Annotated in this window: 21 protein-coding genes, 1 tRNA gene and 1 riboswitch; of the genes, 7 read left to right on the forward strand and 15 right to left on the reverse strand. The window is 46.7% G+C overall.

The window, feature by feature from the left end; translation table 11 throughout:
* Positions 1–26: 26 nt before the first annotated feature.
* The 5 genes from nudC to rpmH form a co-directional block, all read right to left on the reverse strand.
* The gene (gene nudC, locus RHO15_00055) at positions 27–833 is read right to left on the reverse strand and encodes an NAD(+) diphosphatase (GenBank protein ID WVD63945.1); all 807 of its coding nucleotides are present in this window, start codon (positions 831–833) and stop codon (positions 27–29) included.
* A gap of 83 nt (positions 834–916) precedes the next feature.
* Complete coding sequence (gene yidC, locus RHO15_00060) at positions 917–2,545, reverse strand: membrane protein insertase YidC (protein ID WVD63946.1); 1,629 nt, start codon at positions 2,543–2,545, stop codon at positions 917–919.
* Positions 2,546–2,562: 17 nt separating this feature from the next.
* Positions 2,563–2,817, reverse strand: coding sequence for a membrane protein insertion efficiency factor YidD (gene yidD / locus RHO15_00065; GenBank protein WVD63947.1), 255 nt, complete (start codon positions 2,815–2,817; stop codon positions 2,563–2,565).
* The gene (gene rnpA, locus RHO15_00070; GenBank protein WVD63948.1) at positions 2,769–3,140 is read right to left on the reverse strand and encodes a ribonuclease P protein component; all 372 of its coding nucleotides are present in this window, start codon (positions 3,138–3,140) and stop codon (positions 2,769–2,771) included. The genes yidD and rnpA overlap by 49 nt, the downstream gene beginning before the upstream one ends.
* A 29-nt stretch (positions 3,141–3,169) precedes the next feature.
* Positions 3,170–3,310: a 50S ribosomal protein L34 gene (gene rpmH, locus RHO15_00075; protein WVD63949.1), complete on the reverse strand. Its 141-nt coding sequence runs from the start codon at positions 3,308–3,310 to the stop codon at positions 3,170–3,172.
* A gap of 447 nt (positions 3,311–3,757) precedes the next feature.
* On the opposite strand from rpmH, the gene RHO15_00080 reads away from it, so the two are divergent.
* From RHO15_00080 to cysS, 3 genes are all read left to right on the forward strand, one after another.
* Entirely contained in the window at positions 3,758–4,003 is a 246-nt protein-coding gene (locus tag RHO15_00080; protein ID WVD63950.1) for a GlsB/YeaQ/YmgE family stress response membrane protein, read from the forward strand.
* A gap of 369 nt (positions 4,004–4,372) precedes the next feature.
* A riboswitch (Lysine riboswitch) is annotated at positions 4,373–4,567 on the forward strand.
* Positions 4,568–4,639: 72 nt separating this feature from the next.
* Positions 4,640–6,013 (forward strand): lysine-sensitive aspartokinase 3, encoded by a 1,374-nt coding sequence (gene lysC / locus RHO15_00085; GenBank protein WVD63951.1) that lies wholly within the window; start codon positions 4,640–4,642, stop codon positions 6,011–6,013.
* 402 nt (positions 6,014–6,415) lie between these two features.
* Complete coding sequence (cysS, locus tag RHO15_00090; GenBank protein ID WVD63952.1) at positions 6,416–7,807, forward strand: cysteine--tRNA ligase; 1,392 nt, start codon at positions 6,416–6,418, stop codon at positions 7,805–7,807.
* A gap of 180 nt (positions 7,808–7,987) precedes the next feature.
* On the opposite strand, the gene RHO15_00095 is transcribed toward cysS, so the two are convergent.
* On the reverse strand, positions 7,988–8,884 hold the full coding sequence (locus RHO15_00095; protein WVD63953.1) for a LysR family transcriptional regulator: 897 nt from the start codon (positions 8,882–8,884) through the stop codon (positions 7,988–7,990).
* Positions 8,885–9,182: 298 nt separating this feature from the next.
* On the opposite strand from RHO15_00095, the gene RHO15_00100 reads away from it, so the two are divergent.
* A complete protein-coding gene (locus RHO15_00100; protein ID WVD63954.1) occupies positions 9,183–11,225 on the forward strand; it encodes an NAD(P)/FAD-dependent oxidoreductase in 2,043 nt (680 codons plus the stop codon).
* A gap of 222 nt (positions 11,226–11,447) precedes the next feature.
* On the opposite strand, the gene trmJ is transcribed toward RHO15_00100, so the two are convergent.
* Positions 11,448–12,191, reverse strand: coding sequence for a tRNA (cytosine(32)/uridine(32)-2'-O)-methyltransferase TrmJ (trmJ, locus tag RHO15_00105; GenBank protein ID WVD63955.1), 744 nt, complete (start codon positions 12,189–12,191; stop codon positions 11,448–11,450).
* 163 nt (positions 12,192–12,354) lie between these two features.
* On the opposite strand from trmJ, the gene suhB reads away from it, so the two are divergent.
* On the forward strand, positions 12,355–13,158 hold the full coding sequence (gene suhB / locus RHO15_00110; protein WVD64945.1) for an inositol-1-monophosphatase: 804 nt from the start codon (positions 12,355–12,357) through the stop codon (positions 13,156–13,158).
* A gap of 282 nt (positions 13,159–13,440) precedes the next feature.
* Here the strand turns inward: suhB and RHO15_00115 are convergent.
* From RHO15_00115 to queA, 3 genes are all read right to left on the reverse strand, one after another.
* A tRNA-Pro gene (locus RHO15_00115) sits at positions 13,441–13,517 on the reverse strand.
* Positions 13,518–13,583: 66 nt separating this feature from the next.
* Positions 13,584–14,720, reverse strand: coding sequence for a tRNA guanosine(34) transglycosylase Tgt (gene tgt / locus RHO15_00120; GenBank protein WVD63956.1), 1,137 nt, complete (start codon positions 14,718–14,720; stop codon positions 13,584–13,586).
* A gap of 180 nt (positions 14,721–14,900) precedes the next feature.
* Entirely contained in the window at positions 14,901–15,929 is a 1,029-nt protein-coding gene (gene queA, locus RHO15_00125) for a tRNA preQ1(34) S-adenosylmethionine ribosyltransferase-isomerase QueA (GenBank protein WVD63957.1), read from the reverse strand.
* A 589-nt stretch (positions 15,930–16,518) separates the two neighbouring features.
* Between queA and RHO15_00130 the strand changes: the two genes are divergently transcribed.
* A complete protein-coding gene (locus RHO15_00130; protein WVD63958.1) occupies positions 16,519–17,280 on the forward strand; it encodes a M48 family metallopeptidase in 762 nt (253 codons plus the stop codon).
* 199 nt (positions 17,281–17,479) lie between these two features.
* Here RHO15_00130 and ffh read toward each other — a convergent pair whose 3' ends face one another.
* Complete coding sequence (gene ffh, locus RHO15_00135) at positions 17,480–18,877, reverse strand: signal recognition particle protein (protein WVD63959.1); 1,398 nt, start codon at positions 18,875–18,877, stop codon at positions 17,480–17,482.
* A gap of 95 nt (positions 18,878–18,972) precedes the next feature.
* Here ffh and RHO15_00140 point away from each other — a divergent pair, with 95 nt between their 5' ends.
* Positions 18,973–19,152 carry a hypothetical protein gene (locus RHO15_00140; protein WVD63960.1) on the forward strand — a complete coding sequence of 60 codons (180 nt, stop codon included), beginning with the start codon at positions 18,973–18,975 and terminating at the stop codon, positions 19,150–19,152.
* An 80-nt stretch (positions 19,153–19,232) separates the two neighbouring features.
* On the opposite strand, the gene RHO15_00145 is transcribed toward RHO15_00140, so the two are convergent.
* Genes RHO15_00145 through envC form a run of 4 tightly spaced genes read right to left on the reverse strand, consistent with a single transcriptional unit; the run spans position 19,233 to position 22,525 of the window.
* Positions 19,233–19,469, reverse strand: a complete 237-nt coding sequence (locus RHO15_00145) for a hypothetical protein (GenBank protein WVD63961.1) — start codon at positions 19,467–19,469, stop codon at positions 19,233–19,235.
* Between the two features lie 36 nt (positions 19,470–19,505).
* Positions 19,506–20,414, reverse strand: a complete 909-nt coding sequence (tssC, locus tag RHO15_00150; GenBank protein WVD63962.1) for a type VI secretion system contractile sheath large subunit — start codon at positions 20,412–20,414, stop codon at positions 19,506–19,508.
* A gap of 33 nt (positions 20,415–20,447) precedes the next feature.
* A complete protein-coding gene (locus tag RHO15_00155; GenBank protein ID WVD63963.1) occupies positions 20,448–21,311 on the reverse strand; it encodes a divergent polysaccharide deacetylase family protein in 864 nt (287 codons plus the stop codon).
* A complete protein-coding gene (gene envC / locus RHO15_00160) occupies positions 21,308–22,525 on the reverse strand; it encodes a murein hydrolase activator EnvC (GenBank protein ID WVD63964.1) in 1,218 nt (405 codons plus the stop codon). The genes RHO15_00155 and envC overlap by 4 nt, the downstream gene beginning before the upstream one ends.
* Positions 22,526–22,569: the final 44 nt, after the last annotated feature.

The following is a 22,569-nucleotide window of genomic DNA, read 5'->3' on the forward strand; positions in this document are numbered from 1 at the left end:
CGCACTGCCCGAGCTTATATTTTCCGCTACTGCGTGTCCTGCGCTTCATCATATTGACGACAAAGCACTACGGTATCTTCAATCAAACGCCGGGCAATCGTACCATAAGAGGGCAATTTAGGTAAGTTATCATAATGGAACCAATCAGCTTCAGCGAGTTCATGCCGATCAACAGTAATCGTGCCGTCAGCATAATCGGCCAAATAAGCCAGCATCATTGAATTAGGAAATGGCCAAGGCTGTGAAGCAACATAACGCAAATGTTTAATCTTAATCCCTGTCTCTTCAAAAACCTCACGATGCACAGCCTGTTCAATCGTTTCGCCGACCTCAACAAAACCAGCAAGCACGGTATAGAGATGCTCTTGCTTATGGCGGCTATGATTGGCTAACAGGATTTTATTCTGATGACGAATCGCCACAATAATCGATGGCGCAATCTGCGGATAGTAACGCTGACGACAGTGATCACACAAGCAGCACCACTCAGTTTTACTGGCTTTCATCAATTGACCACAATAACCGCAGTAATGGTGAGAACGGTAGAACTCAGCCAGCTGCACGGCCCGGCCAGCTAACTCAAAAAAACCGGTTTCAACCGTGGATAACAGCAGTTTGAGTGAATACATCTCCGTAGGCATCTCAGCGCAAATCAGCCAGGCCGTCTGACCTTGCCACTCACCAATCTGCTGAGCAGTGCGGCCTTGTAATCCAAGTGCATTCGCTTGTCCACACGGCACTTCACCCTGCTCAGGTAACCATAACCGCCCCTGATGACAAATAAACCAGTAACCCGACTCCTCACCGCTGAGCTGCTTTTGTGCTATCTGCATAACATCACTTCACTTTTATAATTAGTTATTCTGTCATTTTCCAGATAAAAAGAGAGCGATCTAGTGATCGCTCTGTTATTTACTTATTTTTTCTTTTTATCATGGAGCCCTTTCTTTTCTAGCTCCCAATAAATAATACGTTGTTGAATAATCGTCAACAAGTTACTGACGGTATAGTATAACACCAGACCAGATGGGAACCATAAGAAGAACACGGTAAAAATCAGCGGCATAAACATCATCAACTTCTGCTGCATCGGATCAGCAACCGGCGTTGGTGACATCTTCTGAATTAAGAACATCGTACCGCCCATTAATAGCGGCAGGATATAGTATGGATCAGGCGCCGAGAGATCCTGAATCCATAAAATAAACGGCGCATGTCTCAGTTCAACCGAGCTGCCTAGCATATAAAATAGCGCTAGGAAGATTGGCATCTGAATAATCAAGGGTAAACAGCCGCCTAATGGATTGACTTTCTCTTGCTTATAAAGCGCCATAGTCTCTTGGCTCATACGCTGACGATCATCGCCATAACGCTCTTTTAAGGCTTGTAAACGTGGCTGTAACAGCTTCATTTTGGCCATTGAACGATATTGTGCACGCGTCAGTGGGAATAAGATACCGCGGACAATAAAGGTAATAATAATAATAGACACACCCCAGTTACCCACAAAACCTTGAATAAATTTCAATAAATGGAATAACGGTTGTGATAAGAACCATAACCAACCATAGTCAACAATCAGATCTAAATGGTTTGCAGTCTCAGCGAGCTGTTGCTGGATTTCCGGTCCAACCCATAAGGTCGCGCTAATGGTCTGCGCCGTTTGTGGTGCCACATCAACCGTTTCACCACGGAAACCAATAGTTGCAATATTATTGTTATCGGTCGCTTTTGAGTATAACAGGTTAGGCTGATTTTGTGCTGGTACCCAAGCAGAGGCGAAATAGTGCTGCAACATCGCCACCCAGCCCACGTTGGTATCAACATTCAGATTCTTTTTAACCATATCAGAGAAACTGTATTTGGTATAATTGTCATTATCGCTTGAGTAAGCACCGCCACGATAAGAGCTTAAACCTAAACCGCTACCGCCTTCGCTAGTGGCATCTTGTGGCAGATCAATCGACTGTTTTAACTGACCATACATCGCCACTTCAAGATTAGCACTGGTTTTATTATCGATAATATAGTTAACGTCTACCGCGTATTTACCACGATGTAGCACATACTCTTTGGTAAAGGTTTTACCATCAACCACATAGGTTAAAGGAACACGCAACTCATCACTGCCTTCTGGCATGACAAAATCGGTATTGGTGACACTATATACTGGGCGATGTTGACCACGACGCGTGCTATCTGGACCGTCAGCACCAATCAGGCCACTTTCTGCAATATAGATAAAATCTGGGTGATTAGTTAAGAGTTGAAAAGGGGTATTGGAGTGTAACGTTTGATTGTAGCCCAGTAACGCTGCCCCATAGATATCACCACCATAGGTATTAATAGATAATGACAAGACATCGGATTTAATCGTAATTATCTTGCCCAAATTACTGTTATCAGAACCGTCTTCGCTCACCATCTGTCCGGCAGTTTGGTTGGCTTTGGGCGGTTTTGGTGCATGATCTTTTTGCCAAGCTTGCCAAATCAAGAATGAGACAAAAAGTAATGCAATAATTAAAATATTACGTTGAGATGTCATGAGTGTTTTTCTCTATGTTATCGATCTTTAGGTGGCACTGGATCTTCACCACCTTCATGTAAAGGGTGACATTTTAATACACGTTTAACGGTAAGCCAACTACCTTTTATCAAACCAAAGCGACTTAAAGCAATAATTGCATACTGCGAGCAGCTTGGTTGAAAGCGACAATTAGGCCCAAGTAATGGACTAATGAAGCGTTGGTAACCGCGAATCAGAAAAATTAATGCTTTGGCGCCAATGGAGCGGCATTGCGTTTGATTCTGTGCCATAGTTTGTCCAGTTGCGCTATAATCTGCTTGTTATCTAAATCCATCACCGCCGTTCGCGCCATAACAACATAATCCATGGTCGGTAACTCAGTCTGGTGCAAACGAAAATATTCACGGACGACACGCTTGATGCGATTTCGCTCGTGGGCACGCTTGAGCTGTTTTTTAGCAATAGCGAAACCAAGCCTTGGAAAGCCTAATTGATTTTGACGGGCTAAAATTGTGACGAAAGGCGAACCCGAACGGAAAGGATCCTGAAAAATATAACTAAAACTGGCGGGAGTTAACAAACGTAACTCCCGAGGGAAAGTGAGCTTAATCACTCAACAATTCAGATGACAAATAGCGAAGCTTAGTTCGAAGCAGATAAACGAACACGGCCTTTTGCACGGCGACGAGCAAGAACTTGACGTCCGTTTTTAGTTGCCATACGAGCACGGAAACCGTGAGTACGATTACGTTTTAAAACTGATGGTTGAAATGTGCGTTTCATGACGATTGATACCTAAAATCAAAATTATCAAATTAAGTAGGAAAACCTACATCGATTAAGAGGCCGAGATTCTACCTAGAAATATCAAAATAGTCAACGACCAATCATTGATTTATTCGACACTTACATGAAATCAATAAGATAGATAAAAAGCCGTTCAATGGCACACAATCTCCTTATCGTCGTGATGATATTGCTCACAAAAATAAGCCCTATCATCCTCCTCTTTAACTACAACGCCAGTGTATTACAAACCGCAGGATAGTACTAATTTTTTAGCAAAAAATGTTGACACGTCCACTATTGAATCGATAAAAACAATCAAATAATCAGAATTAGTGATGGAATTTCGATTAAATTAAACGTAGTATGAGCACGCTTAATCAAAAATTAAAAAACTAATATTAAGCAATATCAACTTTATTTCATTTTTTAAGGAGAAAAAACATGGGAATTATTGCCTGGATTATTTTAGGTCTTATCGCGGGTTGGTTGGCTGGCTTTATTATACCAACTGGTCGTCTTGGTGTGATTAAAACAATGCTGTTAGGGATCGCTGGCGCACTGATTGGTGGTTATATCAGTACCTTCTTTGGCTGGGGAACGGTTACTGGCTTCAATCTTAGCAGCATCATCATCGCCGTATTAGGCGCGATTATTCTGATTGCACTCTATCGTTTAATTACCAAATAAGACGCTCGTTCTTGCCGCAAAAAATAGTCGACTGTTTTTTGCGGCGCTCTCTTTATCCTTCAGATGAGTTTCATTTATCCCACTGCTTTATTCCGCTAAATATAAATATCTGCCGAAAATCTGCGCCTGATGCTTGACACTTTGTGCATAATCATTAATCTTATAGTCAGTCTGTTGACACAATTTTGCCGCACTGTTGTTTAACCTATCATGCGATAACGAATCACGGTTTAATCGACTATTTTTAACACTGTTTTTAACGCCGTTTTTAATCATGCTATTTTTCGATGATTGTTTTTAAATGACCTATTTTAGCGCGTCGGTTTTAAGCTAAGTTGTGTCAGAATCTGTCTGTTAATGACGGGTTACCAGACAAGAAGAGGTGCATTACTCAGGTAAGCTATTTCAGGAACTGGTTCTGTTGACGATAGCCGAGGGGAAGTAGTGCCGAGATTGAATGATAACCAGCTATTCATCCAATCGACTGCAAGGGCTGAATCCCTTGGGTTGTCACCTGTATCATTTACTATAACAATGACATAAGGGTGGAGCGCTTCAATGATTAATATAATTCAACTATCTTAATCTGTATTCGCGTGAAACCTTTATACAAAACGATTTGATAAAGAGGAATTCATGAATACAGCCGTTACGCCGACACTCGTCATTGCCAAATTTGGTGGCACCAGCGTCGCAGACTATCATGCCATGTGCCATAGTGCCGATATTGTGCAAGCCAATCCCCAAGTGAAGGTGGTGGTGCTCTCTGCCTCGGCCGGCGTCACTAACTTATTAGTTGCCCTCGCCGAAGGTCGCGAGCCAGAGGTTCGCGCACAACATATCCAGAAGATCATCACCATTCAGCAGGCTATTTTAGCGCATCTCACCGACAGATCAGCCGCCCAAGCTTATATCGATCAGCTGATCAATAATATTACCGTGTTAGCCGAAGCCGCCAGTCTGGCTACTTCTTGCGCCTTAACCGATGAACTGGTCAGCCATGGTGAGCTGATGTCCTCTTACCTGTTTAGCGAAATTCTTAAACAGCGTCAGGCCGATGCGGTCTGGTTTGATGTGCGTAAAGTCATCCGCACGGACAGCACCTTTGGTAAAGCCGTGCCACAGATCAAAGAGATTAAGCAGCTCTGCTGTGCTCATCTCAAATCGCTGAGTGAGCAACAGATTGTCGTCACACAAGGCTTTATTGGCAGCGAGCATAGCGGTAAAACCACCACCCTCGGCCGCGGTGGCAGTGACTATTCAGCGGCCCTATTAGGTGAAGCGCTCGGCGCTAGCCAAGTCGATATCTGGACCGATGTGGCTGGCATCTACACCACCGATCCGCGTATCGTTTCTAATGCCAAACGGATTGATGAGATCACCTTTGCCGAAGCCTCAGAGATGGCCACCTTTGGCGCCAAAGTGCTGCACCCTGCCACCTTAGTCCCGGCAGTGCGCAGTAATATTCCGGTGTTTGTCGGTTCTAGTAAACAGCCAACTGCAGGCGGCACGTTAGTTTACAACGCTCAGCATATCACCTCCGCCTTACCGCTGTTTAGAGCCTTAGCCTTGCGCCGTAAACAGACCCTGTTAACCCTACATAGCTTAAATATGCTGCATGCGCAGGGTTTTTTAGCCAAAGTGTTTGAGATCATGGCCAGACATAGTATTTCGGTCGATCTGGTGACCACTTCAGAGGTCAGTATCGCCATGACTCTCGACACCACAGGTACCCATACGCAAGGTGCTAGCTTGCTTACAACCGCCCTACTCGATGAGCTCTCTTTGCTCTGTCATGTGCAGGTTGAAGAGAATCTCACCTTGATCGCGTTAATTGGTAACCAACTGACGCAAACCCAAGGAATGACCGCTAAAGTGTTTAACACCTTAGCACCGTTTAGTATACGTCTGACCTGTTATGGGGCCAGCACCCACAACATCTGTTTTCTGGTCAATAGCCACGACGCCGATGAGATTGTCAAGCAGCTGCACGCAGCAATCTTTGAATAATGTGCGATAAAGCGCGCGCGGCAGCCGTCGCGCGCGCTGTCCCCTTTTCTCTCGGTACGCTGTTATCTCGACACGATATGATGGCGATATTCGCTCTTCATTAGATGTTCTCTGCTCTATATGCTCTGATACAATGACGCCCGATATGATATTATCCCTCTACGACTGCCGCTCACGTCAGGATATTGAGTAGGATGTTACAACCCGTCATCCTCAATAGCCAACCCTACCAAGGTTGAGATATGCGGTTTATTACCCGCGCTCTCTTTAGGTGTTAGCGGTTAACTCAAAATAACATCAGCTAGCCGGACTGATTTTGGCCAGTTATTTCTTATTCACCGAATTTTTGCTATATTAAGCACCTTATTTCAATCATCGATAGCGATTACAGGGTCATTACTCATGCTTAAAATCTTCAATACCCTCTCCCGAGAGAAGGAAGAGTTTAAACCAATTCATGCCAACCAAGTCGGCATGTACGTTTGCGGCATCACCATCTACGATTTATGCCATATTGGCCATGGTCGTACCTTTGTCGCCTTTGATGTCGTAACCCGTTATTTACGCTTTCTCGGTTATGACTTAACCTATGTGCGCAATATTACTGATGTCGATGATAAAATTATCAAACGGGCACTTGAGAATGGCGAAACTTGCCAACAGCTGACTGAGCGCATGATGGCCGAGATGTATCACGATTTCGATGCACTCAATATCCTGCATCCAGACCGTGAACCGAGAGCCACCGGCCATATCCCTGAAATTATTGATCTGGTACAGACCCTGCTCGATAAACAGCACGCCTATGTGGCTGAAAATGGTGATGTGATGTTCTGGGTAGAAAGCGATGCCAACTATGGCTTGCTCTCACGCCAGAACCTTGAGCAGCTACAAGCTGGGGCGCGCGTTGAAGTGGCTGATGTGAAACGAAATCCGATGGATTTTGTGCTCTGGAAAATGTCTAAACCGAATGAACCGAGCTGGGACTCCCCTTGGGGCCCAGGTCGACCCGGCTGGCATATTGAATGTTCTGCGATGAATGGTAAAGAGCTCGGTCACCATTTTGATATACACGGCGGCGGTGCTGACCTGATGTTCCCGCATCATGAAAATGAGATTGCCCAGTCAACCTGCGCCCACCACGGCGAGTATGTGAACTACTGGATGCACTCAGGCATGGTGATGGTTGATCAGGAAAAGATGTCCAAATCATTAGGTAACTTCTTTACCATTCGTGATGTCCTTAAGCATTACGACGCAGAGACCGTGCGTTACTTCTTACTGTCAGGTCACTACCGTAGTCAGCTTAACTATAGTGAAGAGAACCTGAAGCAGGCGCGGGTGGCACTTGAACGACTCTATACCGCGCTACGCGACACGGCGACGGCTGATGTTGATCATCAAAGCACCCCTTATTTCCAGCGTTTTTGTACTGCCATGAATGATGACTTTAATACCCCGGAAGCGTATACGGTGCTGTTCGAGCTGGCGACCGAGATCAATAAAGCCAAAGCTGAGCAAAATAGCGCGCTGGCCAATCAACTAGCGAGCCACCTGCGCTATTTAGCCAAAGTTCTTGGTTTACTTGAGCAGAATCCGCAGGCCTTTTTACAAGGCAATCATGACACTGACGTCGATGTAGCGAAAATCGAGGCGCTGATTAAGCAGCGTAATGATGCAAGAGCCAGCAAAAATTGGCCAATGGCTGATGCCGCGCGCGATGAACTCAATGCCATGGATATTGTGCTCGAAGATGGCGCCAACGGCACCAGCTGGCGTAAAAAGAGCCTCTAGGCCTTGACTGAGACTTAAACTTAGTTAGCCAATACCTTAACGGATAATCTTAACCGACCATCTTGACGTGTCATCGTCAGAATGGTCTTTTTTACCGCTTTGACAATCCACCACGCTCTACCGCATCCTCTTTATATAAGCATTGCTAATTTCATCTGATTGATGCCAACTTCATGCAACTTAATCAAAAAACTCTTTATCACTCTGATCTAATAAATATTGATAAAAGCGCTGCGCTGCCGGCAATAGCGGTCTTTTCTTCATAGTGGCGATATAGATATAGCGCTGACGAATCTGGTTTTGTACCGGTATTAAGGTTAAGCGATAAGATTCCGGAATCGGAATACGCGGCATAATGCCAATCCCCAGATTAATTGAGGCCATCGCCACCATGGCATTTTCCGCTTCCACTTCACAGGCAATATGCGGTTTGATGCCAGACTCCTCAATCAGCTTATCAATAAACGGCCGAATACCACTTTTATGATTAAAGTAGATCAGCGGATAGGCTTCGACGGCTTTCAGATCTAACTGCTTAGCCTGCGCCAGCGGATGATCCTGTGACATCACAAACACCAGCGCTTGTGAGGTGAGCTGCTCAAAATCGATATCCGGTTCATGTTCAACCCGTGAGCACAAGGCGATATCGTACTTGCCGTGTTTGAGATCCTGAATAATATTTTGAGTAGCATTTTCATAAAATGAGAAGGTGATATTGGCGTACTGCGGATCGCTGATAAACCCCTTAATCATGCGCGGCAGAAAATCGGCACTCAGTGAGTAGATAAAGGCCAGCTCAATATGACCCTGTGAGATACTGGTCAGCTCTTTAATAAATCGCTCGCCATTGTTTAATTCCGCTAACGCCTTCTCCACATAAACCAGATACTGACTCCCCAGTTTGGTCAGCTCAACATTGCGACCCTTTTTCTGAAACAGCGCAATACCCAGCTCATTTTCCAGTTCGCCAATCGCATGACTCAGACTCGGCTGACTAATCGACAGCAGCTCGGCGGTTTGGGTATAGTGCTGATGATGGGCCAACGCGGCAAAATAGTGTAACTGCCTTAAGTTCATCGATATCTCCTCATCCATCCTTGATTTATTACCAGTAACTTATTGATAAATAGATAATAAATCACTAATCACTCGTTAATTACTGCGCTTTAACATCCTCAATCCGATCACCTCAGCGCTATCACTCACACTCAACCTATAGACATATTCTATGGTTTATCTAAAAAATATGCATTAGATTTATTGATTATAACTGGCTAAAATTTGTCTCAATCATCCGCGGCGGTTTTGCCACCCTAGCAAGCACACCCCGCCCGATGAAACGACTATTTTTAATCACGAGTATTGAGGCGAAACCATGAACGATTTCTCTGCTATCTTCAAACCGTTAACCATTAAACGCACAACGCTGAAAAACCGCATTGTGATGCCACCGATGGGCAGCAATTTCGCTACCCTTAATGGTGAATTTGTTGATGAACATATTCAATACTACGAACAGCGCGCCAAAGGCGGCACCGGTTTAATCATTTTAGAAAATGTCTGTGTTGATTTCCCCTATGGCACTAACGGCACCACCCAGCTGCGTATCGATAATGATCAGTATATTCCCGATCTGTGCCGCTTTACCGAACGGATGCATAAACATGGTGCCGCCGTGGCGGTACAGATAAACCATGCTGGCGCCTCTGCTTATCCAGGCCGCTTAAATGGCTTACAGCCTATCTCTTCGTCAAACATTCCCTCTAAAACGGGCGGCACTATTCCACGGCCGATGACCCATGCCGAGATTGAACATGTGATTAAGCAGTATGGCGCGGCGGCTGAACGAGTGCAAAAAGCCGGTTTTGATGCAATTGAGATTCATGCCGGCCACTCTTATCTGCTGTGTCAGTTCTTATCGCCACTCTATAATAAACGCACCGATGAGTTTGGTGGCAGCCCTGAAAATCGCGCTCGCCTGACCCGACTGGTACTAGAGGAGGTTCGCCGAACGGTCGGGCCTCACTTCCCGATCATCTTACGCTTTAGTGCCGATGAGTTTGTCAATGGTGGCAACACCCTGACCGATGTGCTGGCGATCCTCGACTATCTCGAGAAAGACGTGGATATCTTTGATGTCTCCGCCGCGCTCAACGATACCATTCAGTTTCAGATCGATCAGATGAGTCAACCCGATGGCTGGCGCGCTTATATGTCAAAAGCAGTACGGGATAAATTTCATAAACCGACCATCGCCTCAGGCAATATCCGCGATCCGCATGTGGTTAAACGTATTTTAGAGAATGAAGAAGCAGATTTAGTGGTGATTGGCCGCGGTCTGATTGCCGAACCTTACTGGGTTGAGAAAGTCAAAAATGGTGAGCTCGATACCTTAAGACGCTGCATCTCCTGTAATATTGGCTGCGCCGATCACCGCATCGCTAAATCTAAACCGATCCGCTGCACTGTCAATCCAGATATTATCTCTTATGAGGACTATAAACAGTATCAGGTCGCTAAGCCGCTCAAGATTGTAGTGATTGGTGGCGGTAGTGCCGGACTTGAGGCGGCCTGCACCGCCGCCGAGATTGGCTGTCAGGTCACGCTGTTTGAAGCTAAACCGTTTTTGGGCGGTTTAACCGCGACCATTTCTCGTTTTCCGGATAAAAAACGTATTGCTGACTTACCCTACTTTTTAATTAATCGCGCAAAAACCTTAAATAACTTAACTGTGCGGCTCAATACCAAAGCCAGTGTCAGTCACCTTGAGCAGATCCGGCCCGATTTAGTCATCAATGCCACTGGTTCAAAACCGCTGTTACCACCAATCAAGGGGCTGCGCGACCAGCTTAACGCTGGCGATCGTAAAGTCTTCTCGATCTTTGATCTGATGGAAAATTTTGCCGCTTTTACCGCCATCCCGGATAAACGGATTGTGGTGATCGGCGGTGGCGCCGTCGGGCTGGATGTGGTGGAGTACTTTGCCGAAAATCACGCGCGTGCTGTCAGCATTGTCGAGATGCAGCCGGTACTCGGTCGCGATCTGGATATGATTGGCCGCCTGTCGATGATGAGCATGATTGATAAGCATCACGTCAATGTCCACGTCAACACCACCCTGCTTGAGGTGCAAGCCGATCGCTTTATCGTCAAAGACGCCCAAGGCAATCTCAGTGAACTGGCGTTTGATTATGGTTTTGTTTGTTTAGGGATGACGCCCGAAAATAGCCTCTCGGCCGAATTTGAGGCCCATGCCTTGCAGCATAACTATAGCTTTGAACGGATTGGTGACAGCAAAGCCGCCCGTAAGATTATCGATGGTATGCGTGAAGCGCGCGATGTGATCGCTTCCATTCAGCGCATTGAACGGGTCAAAGGGCATGAAATTCGTGGTATTTCGGCAGTCGCACCACTCTGACAACCTTCAGTGTGGAAATGGTTGATCGTTGTTAACCTATAAGTTAGCGACCACTTAATCGCAAAAAGCCTCAGCGTAAACTGAGGCTTTTGTCGTTTACAATACCGATAGCATGCTGGTATTGTCGTAGTTGAGTGCAGATTTAGTGCCGATTGGAGGCCGATATCGTCGCGCTATCGCGCCAATCAAACAGCGTGACAATAGTGTTCTGCCATTAACCAATTAGCGTTTGGTCTTCTTATCAATCGAGGTCAAAATACCGCGCAAGATATTGAGCTCCTGCACTTCTGGTCTGGCGCGGGCAAACAGACGACGTAGGCGACTCATAATCTGCCCTGGATGGGTTGGATTAATAAAATCAGTCTCGATCAGCGTCTGCTCTAAGTGCTGATAAAAGCGTTCAGTATCCTCAGCGGGCGGATAATCGAGGGTTGAGGCAGCTGGCGCAGCTTCAGCGGCCGATAGTGCCAGCATCGCCATGCGGATTTCGTAAGCCAAAACCTGAACTGACATAGCTAAATTCAGCGAGCTATAGTCCGGATTGGCCGGAATCGCCACATGATAATGACATTTCTGTAGCTCTTCATTGGTTAAGCCCACCCGCTCGCGGCCAAATACCAGCGCCACTTCCCCAGACTGCGTTTCATCGACCATTTTTTCACCACATGACCGCGGATTGAGCATCGGCCAGGGTAAGGTACGCGAACGCGCACTGGTACCGACCACCAACCGACAGCCGGCAATCGCTTCATCCAGCGTAGCGGTAATCGTGGCATGTTTGATCAGATCACTGGCGCCAGCCGCTAGCGAGATCGCTTGTGAATCGGGTTTGACAATCGGGTTAACTAAATAGAGCTGAGAAAGCCCCATGGTCTTCATCGCGCGCGCCGCCGAGCCCATATTACCGGTATGGGAGGTTTCAACTAACACAATTCGAACCCGATCAAGGGAAGCTACAGTATTCATGGTCATCGTCTTTTATCAATCAAAAAAATTTGCGCTTATCATAACACAGCGGTGGTCAAGGTACGATAATTACTGCTATACTATGCGGCAAATTATTGATCCACTTGGACAATATCTTAATTTAACACTGTTCTTTAACATCAATTGGAAGAAATCTATGGCTATGCATCCGATGCTCAATATTGCCGTGCGCGCGGCGCGTAAAGCGGGCACTTTAATCATTAAATCTCACGAAAATCCAGATTCAATCAGTGTCGATGCCAAAGCTGAAAATGACTTTGTCACCAATGTCGATCGGGCCGCGGAAGCGTTAATTGTCGAAACGATTAAACGCGCTTACCCTGATCACACGATTATTGGTGAAGAGAGTGGTCTGGCCAAAGGCGCAGACAGCGAAACCCAATGGATTATCGACCCAATTGATGGCACGTCTAATTTTATCAAAGGCTTACCCCATTTTTGTGTCTCGATTGCCGTGCGCGTTAAAGGCCGCACTGAAGCCGGCGTAGTTTACGATCCGATGCGCAATGAGCTCTTTACCGCTAGCCGTGGTCAGGGCGCTCAGTTAAATGGTTACCGCATCCGGGTTGGTAATGCCAAAGATCTTAATGGTGCGCTGCTGGGTATGGCTTTACCTTATTGTCAAAAGCAGTTCGGCGAGTATTACTTCCGCGCACTGGAAAAATTGTTCGTCACTTGTGGTGATGTCCGTCGCAGTGGTTCTGCCGCCTTAGATCTAGTCTACGTCGCTGCCGGTCGCTTAGATGGCTTCTTCGAAATTGGTTTAAAACCGTGGGATATTGCCGCCGGTGAGCTGATTTTACGTGAAGCGGGTGGCGTGATGACCGACTTTGCTGGCGGCCTCAACTATATGGCTTCAGGCAATGTCATGGCGGGTAATCCGAAGGTGGTGAAAGAGCTACTGACCCAAACCCAAGGCGTATGGCCGGATGTGTTAAAAAGATAAGATAAAATTTAATGGATTGGCTTTATATCGGTGACGATATAAAGCCATTTTTTTATCCGCAATAAAATCACTGCTTAGTTCTTAATGCTTAGTTCTTAATGCTTAGTGCTTAGTTTATTCCTTACCATCAGATTGCCACTATCCCTGCCATATTCGCCGAAAAAATCACTATCATTCAATCTGACCTAAGATTACTGTTTAGCCGGTAAATAAAATAGACTATTCTGTTTGATGACAAAAAATAGATATAAAAAAACCTGCAAAATGCAGGTTTTTAGAATTTGGTCGGCGAGAGAGGATTCGAACCTCCGACCCACTGGTCCCAAACCAGTTGCGCTACCAAGCTGCGCTACTCGCCGTTAGGAAGCGCATCATACTGCGCCAACCGACTGTTGTCAATAGCTTGCCAAACGATTGGCGAAAAATTATTTAGCCAGTGGTGCCGGCGTTTTGCCAATACGCTGATAAAACTCAGTGACAAAGGCGTCAAAACGATGATTTTGCACCGCTTCACGAATTTCACTCATCAAACGTTGGTAGTAACGCAGGTTATGAATGGTATTTAAGCGTGCGCCTAAAATTTCACCACAACGATCTAAATGGTACAGATAAGCTTTGGTGTAGTTTTTACAGGTATAACAGTCACAGTGCTCATCCAGTGGCGTGGTATCATCTTTATATTTAGCATTACGGATTTTGACCACGCCACCTGTAACAAACAGATGACCATTACGGGCATTCCGCGTTGGCATCACACAGTCAAACATATCAATGCCGCGGCGCACCCCTTCGACTAAATCCTCTGGTTTACCCACGCCCATTAAGTAGCGCGGACGATCTGTCGGTAGCTGTGGACAAGTATGTTCTAAAATACGGTGCATATCCGCTTTCGGCTCACCCACCGCCAAACCGCCTACCGCATAGCCATCAAAACCGATCTCGGTTAACCCTTTGACCGAGATATCACGCAGGCCTTCATGTACGCCGCCCTGCACAATCCCAAACAGCGCATTTTGATTGCCTAATTCATCAAAGCGATCACGGCTGCGTTTGGCCCAGCGTAGTGACATCTCCATCGATTTCTTCACGTAATCAAACTCAGCCGGATAAGGCGCGCACTCATCAAAGATCATCACGATATCTGAACCTAAATCGTACTGAATCTCCATCGATTTTTCTGGCGACAAAAATACCGGATCGCCATTGATCGGATTGCGGAACTTGACGCCCGCTTCAGTGATCTTACGGAGATCACCTAAACTGAACACCTGAAAACCACCTGAGTCAGTTAAAATCGGGCCGTGCCACTGCATAAAATCATGTAAATCACCATGCTGGCGCATAATCTCCTGACCCGGTCGTAACCACAGGTGAAAGGTATTGCCGAGCAAGATTTGTGCACCAGTGGCCGCCACCTCTTCCGGTGTCATCCCTTTCACTGTGCCGTAAGTGCCCACCGGCATAAATGCGGGGGTTTCAACGGTATACGCTACGCCGCGACGGTCAAAGGTCATGCGGCCACGCCGGGCCAGACCATCAGTTGTATCTAATTCAAATTTCATATTTACCTCGCCACCAAATAAACAGTTTGGTGCTTATTTTAATATCGTACAAACACGATATGATTAAATCATCATCAGTCGATAAATTCGCTGATGACTATGTTAATTATTACGCTGATTGTTATGCTCATTATTACACTCATAACGACGTTTATGATTAAGCTGATGATGGCTTAAAGACTATTTTTTGGTAATCCACATCGCATCACCATAACTGAAAAAGCGAAACTGATGATCGACGGCATACTGATAGGCCTGCATCACCGGTTCATAACCGGCAAAGGCCGATACCAGCATAATCAAGGTCGATTCCGGCAGATGAAAATTGGTAATTAAGGCATCAATCACCTTAAATTGATAACCCGGATAGATAAAGATACGGGTATCGGCAAAAAATGGCGCCATGGTGCCCGTGGCCTGCGCCGCACTCTCTAAGGCTCTGACTGACGTCGTGCCGACCGCCACCACCCGATTACCGCGCGCTTTACACTGGTTAACCGCATCGACCACCGTTTGTGGCACCTGCGCATACTCGGCATGCATGACATGCTGATTGATATCCGCAACCCGCACCGGTTGAAAAGTCCCCGCACCGACATGTAAGGTGACAAAAGCAATCTCAACCCCTTTGGCGGCAATGGCCTTCATCAGTGGCTGATCAAAGTGTAAACCGGCGGTGGGGGCGGCGACTGCGCCCGGTACCTGACTGTAGACGGTTTGATAAAGCTCGCGATCTTGCGCTTCATCGGGCCGGTCAATATAAGGCGGTAAGGGAATATGGCCAATCTGCGCTAAGATAGCCAGCACATCGCTGGGAAACTGTAACTCAAACAGCGTATCATGGCGCGCCAGCATCGTGACAGCAATCTCGCCCTGCTCACCCAATAAGATCACATTGCCGACTTTCGGCGCTTTCGAGGCTTTGACATGGGCCAGTACCCGATCTTGATCCAAAATGCGCTCGACCAGCATTTCCACCTTACCACCGGTCTCTTTTTGACCATACAGTCTGGCGGGAATCACGCGAGTATTATTAAACACCAATAGGTCACCGGGACTGAGTTTATCCAGCACATCGGTAAAAATACCGTCAGCGATGGCCCCGGTTTTGCCGTCCAGCGACAGCAAACGGCACTGACTACGCTCGGCAGTCGGATAACGTGCAATCAATGCATCGGGCAGTTCAAAAGCAAAATCAGATACTTGCATAATCGGTTAAGCACTCTATATCGAAATCAAGGAGGGTTAAAATAACCGCCTAGTCTAATCAGCAACGCGCGCTTGTGCAAGTAATATCTGCGGTTTTAAACCCGCTTTGCCAGTGCTTTACAGTCTGAAAAACCAGTGCCGTATAGCACGCGTTAAGCGCTATTTTTGACGCACGCGCGACCCGTCAATACGGTTATTATAGATAGGTCTACGATTTAGCCAAGATAACCAGCGTTTCCACTCATCTTACGCCATTCATCAGAATGCGATTCCCGCTGGCCATCGCGAGATTTTCTGGCAAATCTCCGCATTCCTGACTAAAATAGCACGGTTATCAAACAAACTTGTCGCACCCGCTCAGTTCATTATTTATCCATTTAGCACAACTAAACCCATGGCTACTGAGTAAATAGTCAGGAATAAACGGTTGCTGAATGATTGGTTACTGAGTAATCTATTACTGGATAACCTGCTATCGGATAATCTGTTACAGAATAAGCAGTGACGGCATCAATCATCGATTAAACCATCAATATAACTGATAACGCTATGCATAAAATAGCGAAGACTAACCGGAAAGGAAAACAGCATGACACTTAAAACCAGTTTAGCCGCTGCGTCACTACTCTCATTATCAGTACTGTCTATTTCAGTACTCAGTGGTTGCCAGAATTTTGATACCCAAGGATTAATGAGCGCAGGGACTCAGGCCTTACAAGTTGCCACCATCTCAGACAGTGACGTGAAAACGCTGAGTGATAAATCCTGTGCCGAAATGGATGCACAGGCCAAGCTGGCCCCCGCCAATAGTCCCTATACCACTCGTCTAAATAAAATTGCCGATTCATTAGGCTATTCAGTCAATGGCACAGCCCTTAACTACAAGGTCTATTTGACGTCGGAAGTCAATGCCTGGGCGATGGCCAATGGCTGCGTTCGCGTTTACAGCGGTTTAATGGATAAAATGACCGATAATGAAATTCAGGGTGTGGTGGGTCATGAAATTGGCCATGTGGCCCTAGGCCATAGTAAGCATGCCATGCAGATCGCCTACTCTGCCGAAATCGCCCGCGGTGCGATTGCCTCGGCAGCTGGCGGCGTGATTGCCAGCTTAACCCAGTCACAACTTGGTGATATCGCTGAGCAGTTTGTCAATGCCCAGTTCTCGCAAAAACAGGAGCTGGCCGCTGATAACTACTCATTTGACATGCTCAGCAAAAAAGGCATTAGCCCAGCTGGACTTGCCACGGCTTTTGATAAACTCGGCGGTGGTGAAGCCACGCTACTGAGCTCACATCCCTCTTCTAGTGCGCGCGCCCAAAATATTCGCAGTAAACTGGCCGCGCAGTAATCATGCCGCTAAAACAAAAACAGGGCCCAGGCCCTGTTTTTTTGTGTGGTGAATTCATGTCACCGCTATTTGATATCAGACGAACCAATCGAGACGAACTTCATCGATCTACCACGTTTATGGTCAGTGAAACCGCTACGCAGTGATCCAGCGATCAGCCGTCTGGCGCGCGACTGATGATGATCCGCCGCAGGCGGGATTAGCGCCGCGGTAAACCGCCACCACCAAAGCCGCCCATGCCACCCATACCGCCGCCACCGAGCATGCCTTTCATGTTGCGCATCATTTTCATCATGCCGCCGCCTTTCATTTTTTTCATCATGCGCTGCATATCATCAAACTGTTTTAACAGACGATTAACATCCTGCACCTGCGTCCCCGAACCGGCAGCAATACGGCGTTTGCGCGAACCTTTGATCAGCTCCGGATTCAGACGCTCTTTAAAGGTCATCGAGTTAATCATGGCCTCCATTTTCACCGTAACTTTATCATCCATCTGCGCTTTCAGGTTCTCTGGCAGCTGACCGGCGCCCGGTAATTTGGCTAACATGGCTGACATGCCGCCCATATCACGCATCTGTTTCAGCTGATCTAAGAAATCGTTGAGGTCAAACTTATCGCCTTTCTTCAGCTTAGCCGCCATTTTTTGGGCTTTTTCGTGATCGACTTTAGTTTGCAGCTCTTCAATTAACGAGATGACATCGCCCATCCCTAAGATACGCGAGGCAATTCGATCAGGATAGAATGGCTCGAGCGCATCGGTCTTTTCGCCCATCCCCAAAAACTTAATCGGTTTACCAGTAATCTGACGAATCGACAGTGCAGCACCACCACGCGCATCGCCATCGACCTTAGTTAAGATAACTCCGGTTAACGGTAACGCTTCATTAAAGGCTTTGGCGGTATTGGCCGCATCCTGACCGGTCATGGCATCGACCACAAACAGCGTCTCCACTGGCGTAACCGCCTGATGCAGCTGCTTGATCTCAGCCATCATATCGCTATCAACATGCAGTCGACCGGCGGTATCAACAATCAACACATCATAAAAATGCAGTTTAGCCTGCTGGAGTGCTTTTTGCGCGATAGCTAACGGCTGTTCTGTACTGAGCGAAGGAAACACATCGACGCCCACCGTTTGACCAAGTGTCTCAAGCTGCTTAATCGCCGCCGGACGATAGACGTCAGCCGATACCATTAACACTTTCTTTTTATGCTTAGTTTTTAGAAAAGTGGCGAGCTTGGCGGCACTGGTGGTTTTACCCGCACCCTGTAAACCGGCCATCAAGATCACGGCGGGTGGCTGAGTGGCCAGATTTAACTCGCTATTGACTTCACCCATCGCTGCCGTCAGTTCATCCTGCACAATCTTGATAAACTCTTGGCCGGGGGTTAAGCTCTTATTCACATCCTGACCGACTGCTTTTTCGCGCACCTGATTAATAAAATCACGCACCACTGGCAGCGCCACATCGGCCTCTAATAACGCCATACGCACTTCACGCAGAGCCTCTTTAATATTATCCTCGGTCAATCTACCGCGACCGCTGATATTGCGGAGTGTTTGGGACAATTTTTCGGTTAAATTATCAAACATAATCAATCTCTACTATCGCTTATCAACAATTACTGGCTATCATAGCAGAAAATAGCGCGATATTCTCGTTTTACGCCGAGTAATGAGCGTAAAAGATGACAGTAAAAAATGACAGGCGAAAATGGCCGGAAAATATCCCTCATTATTCACTAAAGGCAACCTTATCTCCATTCAGCCGATCGCTGTTATGCCCGGCTACAATTTTATCCAACGCTTATTTTAAACAATACTTACCGCAAGTTGCCTTGCCAGTCAGCCAGATTGATTTAGTCTAAAGCGGGATGAGTAGGCCGGCAATACACGGCTCACTTATCCATCGCGCCGCCGTCAATCGACTGATTGAACAGAGGCAAAATCATTCTAGTCGATAAACCATCCCGGCCGCCCTAATCTGTCGATTAGATTGACCCTCTTTGATCCTGTCGACACTCAGGGCTTGCGTGTCGAGGGTTAAGCGGCCTATGCCCCAGGCGTTAGCGATGTGTAATCCAGCCACTTGCTGATTACCATAGGCTTCCCATAAGGCTTGCTGCTGAAACTGTGCCGGGGCCAAGAACACCCCTTCACTCCATAACGGACGATAAATTTTCATTATGACGACAAACTCCCGAATGTTAGGTGAATAATATTAAGCTTTGGCTTTTGGCATTTGTGACACCATCGACAAATTAATATCCATCCCTTCGATCTGGAAGTGTGGCACTAAAAACGTTTTGACCCGGAAGAAACCTGGGTTATCTTCAATATCTTCAACAATCACTTGCGCCTGACGCAGCGGATGAGAGGCCTGAACTTCATCACTTGGATCGGTCATTTCAGTGACCAGATTATTGATCCATTTGTTTAATTCAAGCTCAAGCACGCGGCGATCTTTGGTCGCACCGATGTTTTCACGTTGAATCACTTTCAAGTAGTGCGCAATGCGTGATAATAAGAAGATATACGGTAAACGTGAGTTAATTCGACTATTGGCGGTCGCTTCTTTGGTATCATAGAGCGCCGGTTTTTGTGACGAGTTAGCCGAGAAGAAGCATGCATAATCACGATTCTTATAGAATGATAATGGGATGAAGCCCAAGTTGGCGAACTCAAATTCACGGGTTTCCGGAATCAGTACTTCGGTTGGGATTTTCACCTGATTACCGGTACCAAGATCATACAGATGGATCGGCAGGTCATCGACTAAACCACCCGCTTGTGGACCGCGAATCTGCACACACCAACCATTGCGAATAAAGCTTTTCACCATATTGGCCGCAAAAGCATAAGACGCGTTAGCCCATAAGTAGCGATCGTGATCAGGCCCTTTCACTTGTTCAACATAGTTGAAGTTACGCACCGGCACCGTATCTGGACCGTAAGGCAGACGCGCAAGCACTCGTGGCAGGGTCAAACCGACATAACGTGAATCATCGGTATTACGGAAGCTGTTCCATTTGGTATATTCAGCGCGGTCGAAATAGTTGGCAATATCTTTAATCGCTGCTACTTCTTCCATGCTCTCTTTACCAAAGAAAGCCGGACCCACAGACGCCACGAATCTTTAACCTGTACTTTAATTCAGCTTAAATCAATATTTGTCCAAGGATTGCGCCTGAATAAACCATTCGGCGAAGAGCGCGGCGGAATCAGTTTTCAGTCCACCTAAAATATCACCGAGTGTCGGCTGAGGGGTTGGTTGGGGGAGTGAGTGAGGCAGTGAAAGCGGCAGCGGCAACAGTTGGCTAAGCTTAACCAGCGTAATATCAGCCGGTAACTGGGCTAATTTTTGGGTTAAGACATTGACCGTGGCCGGATAAGGGTGACCAATAGCAATCGCGTGACCATGTTTGCGCGCAAAGTTGATGGCTAATTCAAATTGGGCGGCGATATCGGCCTCCTTCATGGAGTCATCTAAAAAGATATTTCGGCTTAACACCGGCATATGGTACGTGGCCGCCGCTTGCGGGACTTTTGAGGTATTAATCGTGCGGCTGTCAAGAAAGAAAAAGTCGTACTGGCTCAGGGTTAGCATCACTTTATCCATACCACTTAAACTGGCGGTCATCAGGCTACCCATATGGTTATTCACCCCGATAGCATAAGGCACCTTATTGACAGCATCGGTCACAATGCGATCGATCTCGGTTTGTGACATATCCGGAAACAGGGTATCTTTTTCGAGCGGTTGTTTACCCATCGGCGCCATCGGTAGATGAATAATCACCTCATTGCCGTGTTCATGTGCATAAGTGGCAATTTGCTGAGCATGAGTCGCATTGGGTAACACTGCGACGGTAATGTTATCCGAGAGATTGATGATCGCCATTTCATTGTGCTGGCGATAGCCAAAGTCATCAATCACAATCGCTAGCTGCGCCGCATGGGCCATATTGAGCACCATGCCCAGTACCGTCAAGAGCCCGATAATGGGCCAAAAAATAACTTTTATCATCGTTTTAACCAAGCCTGTGGATTGAGCGCTTTACCATCGCGTCTGATTTCAAAATAGAGCGCCGGTATCCCCTGACCACCACTATTACCCACTAAGGCGATCGGCTGACCGCTTTTAACATTATCATCAACATTAACTAGTACCCGTTGATTATAACCATACAGGCTCATGTCGCCTTTACCATGATCAATCGCGACAAGGAAACCATAGCCTTGTAACCAACTGGCTAATATCACCCGACCATCAGCAATCGCCTGTATTTTTGCGCCCTCTTTACCAGTAATCACCAACCCTTTCCAGCGTAACTCTCCTTGTTGAGCATCGCCAAAATGATGCACAATCGATCCGGCTAACGGCCAATTTAATCTGTTTTGTGGTTTACCGATACCACTCACCCGCGCCATCAACGCCATTTCAGATTGAGTCGGTTGATAATTGGTGTTTTGCTGGCGACTGCGAATCTGCGCCGCATTACGGGCATCCTGAGCGGTTTTTTCTCTGGCATTACGCTCTGCAGTAGCCAATTCGGCTTGTAATTTGGTCTCATTATCACGCAGATCTTCAAGCTTTTGCTGACCTTGTTGCATGGCAGCATCCAGCGCAGCTAAAGTATTTTTTCGCTCCTGGCGATTCTTTTCCAAACTGGTCTGTTCCTGTTTTTGGCGCTGTTGTAACGCCAGCTGTTGGGCATGCTTGGTTTGCAGTGAGAGCTTCGCACTAGCCAGTTCGGAATGGGTTAGCTTGAGTTGACTTATCTGCTGCTGACGCGCCTGATTAATGTAGCCAAAATACATAATCATCCGTTCATTAATTTCACTTTGCTTGGCATTGAAAACCAGTTCGATACCCGAGTTTTTACCGAGTCGAAACGCGCCTTCAAGTTGCTTGGCTAGCATTTGCCTTTGCGTGGCTTGTTTGCGTTCAAGTTCACTGATGCTTTGATTTAAATCGGTGATCTCTTGATCAAAGGTGGATAAGGCTTCGGTGGTGTCCTGAATGGAGCCAAGTAACCGGGCTATGGCAGTCTCTTGCTTTTTTAGTTCGGCATTCAGTGCAGTACGCTCTTTACGCTGCTGAACCAATTTTTTTTCCTGCTCAGCAATCGAATGTTGGATCGTCGATAACTGATCGCGGCTATTGGCATACGTATGACTAGGAACACTGATTGTCCCTATCATCAGACCACTGAATAATATCACCCATAAACGTTGCATTCGTATGATGTAACGCCTTGTTATCAATACAAGGCGTTATTTCC

The organism is Orbaceae bacterium lpD01, assembly GCA_036251705.1.
Classification (GTDB): domain Bacteria; phylum Pseudomonadota; class Gammaproteobacteria; order Enterobacterales; family Orbaceae; genus Utexia; species Utexia brackfieldae.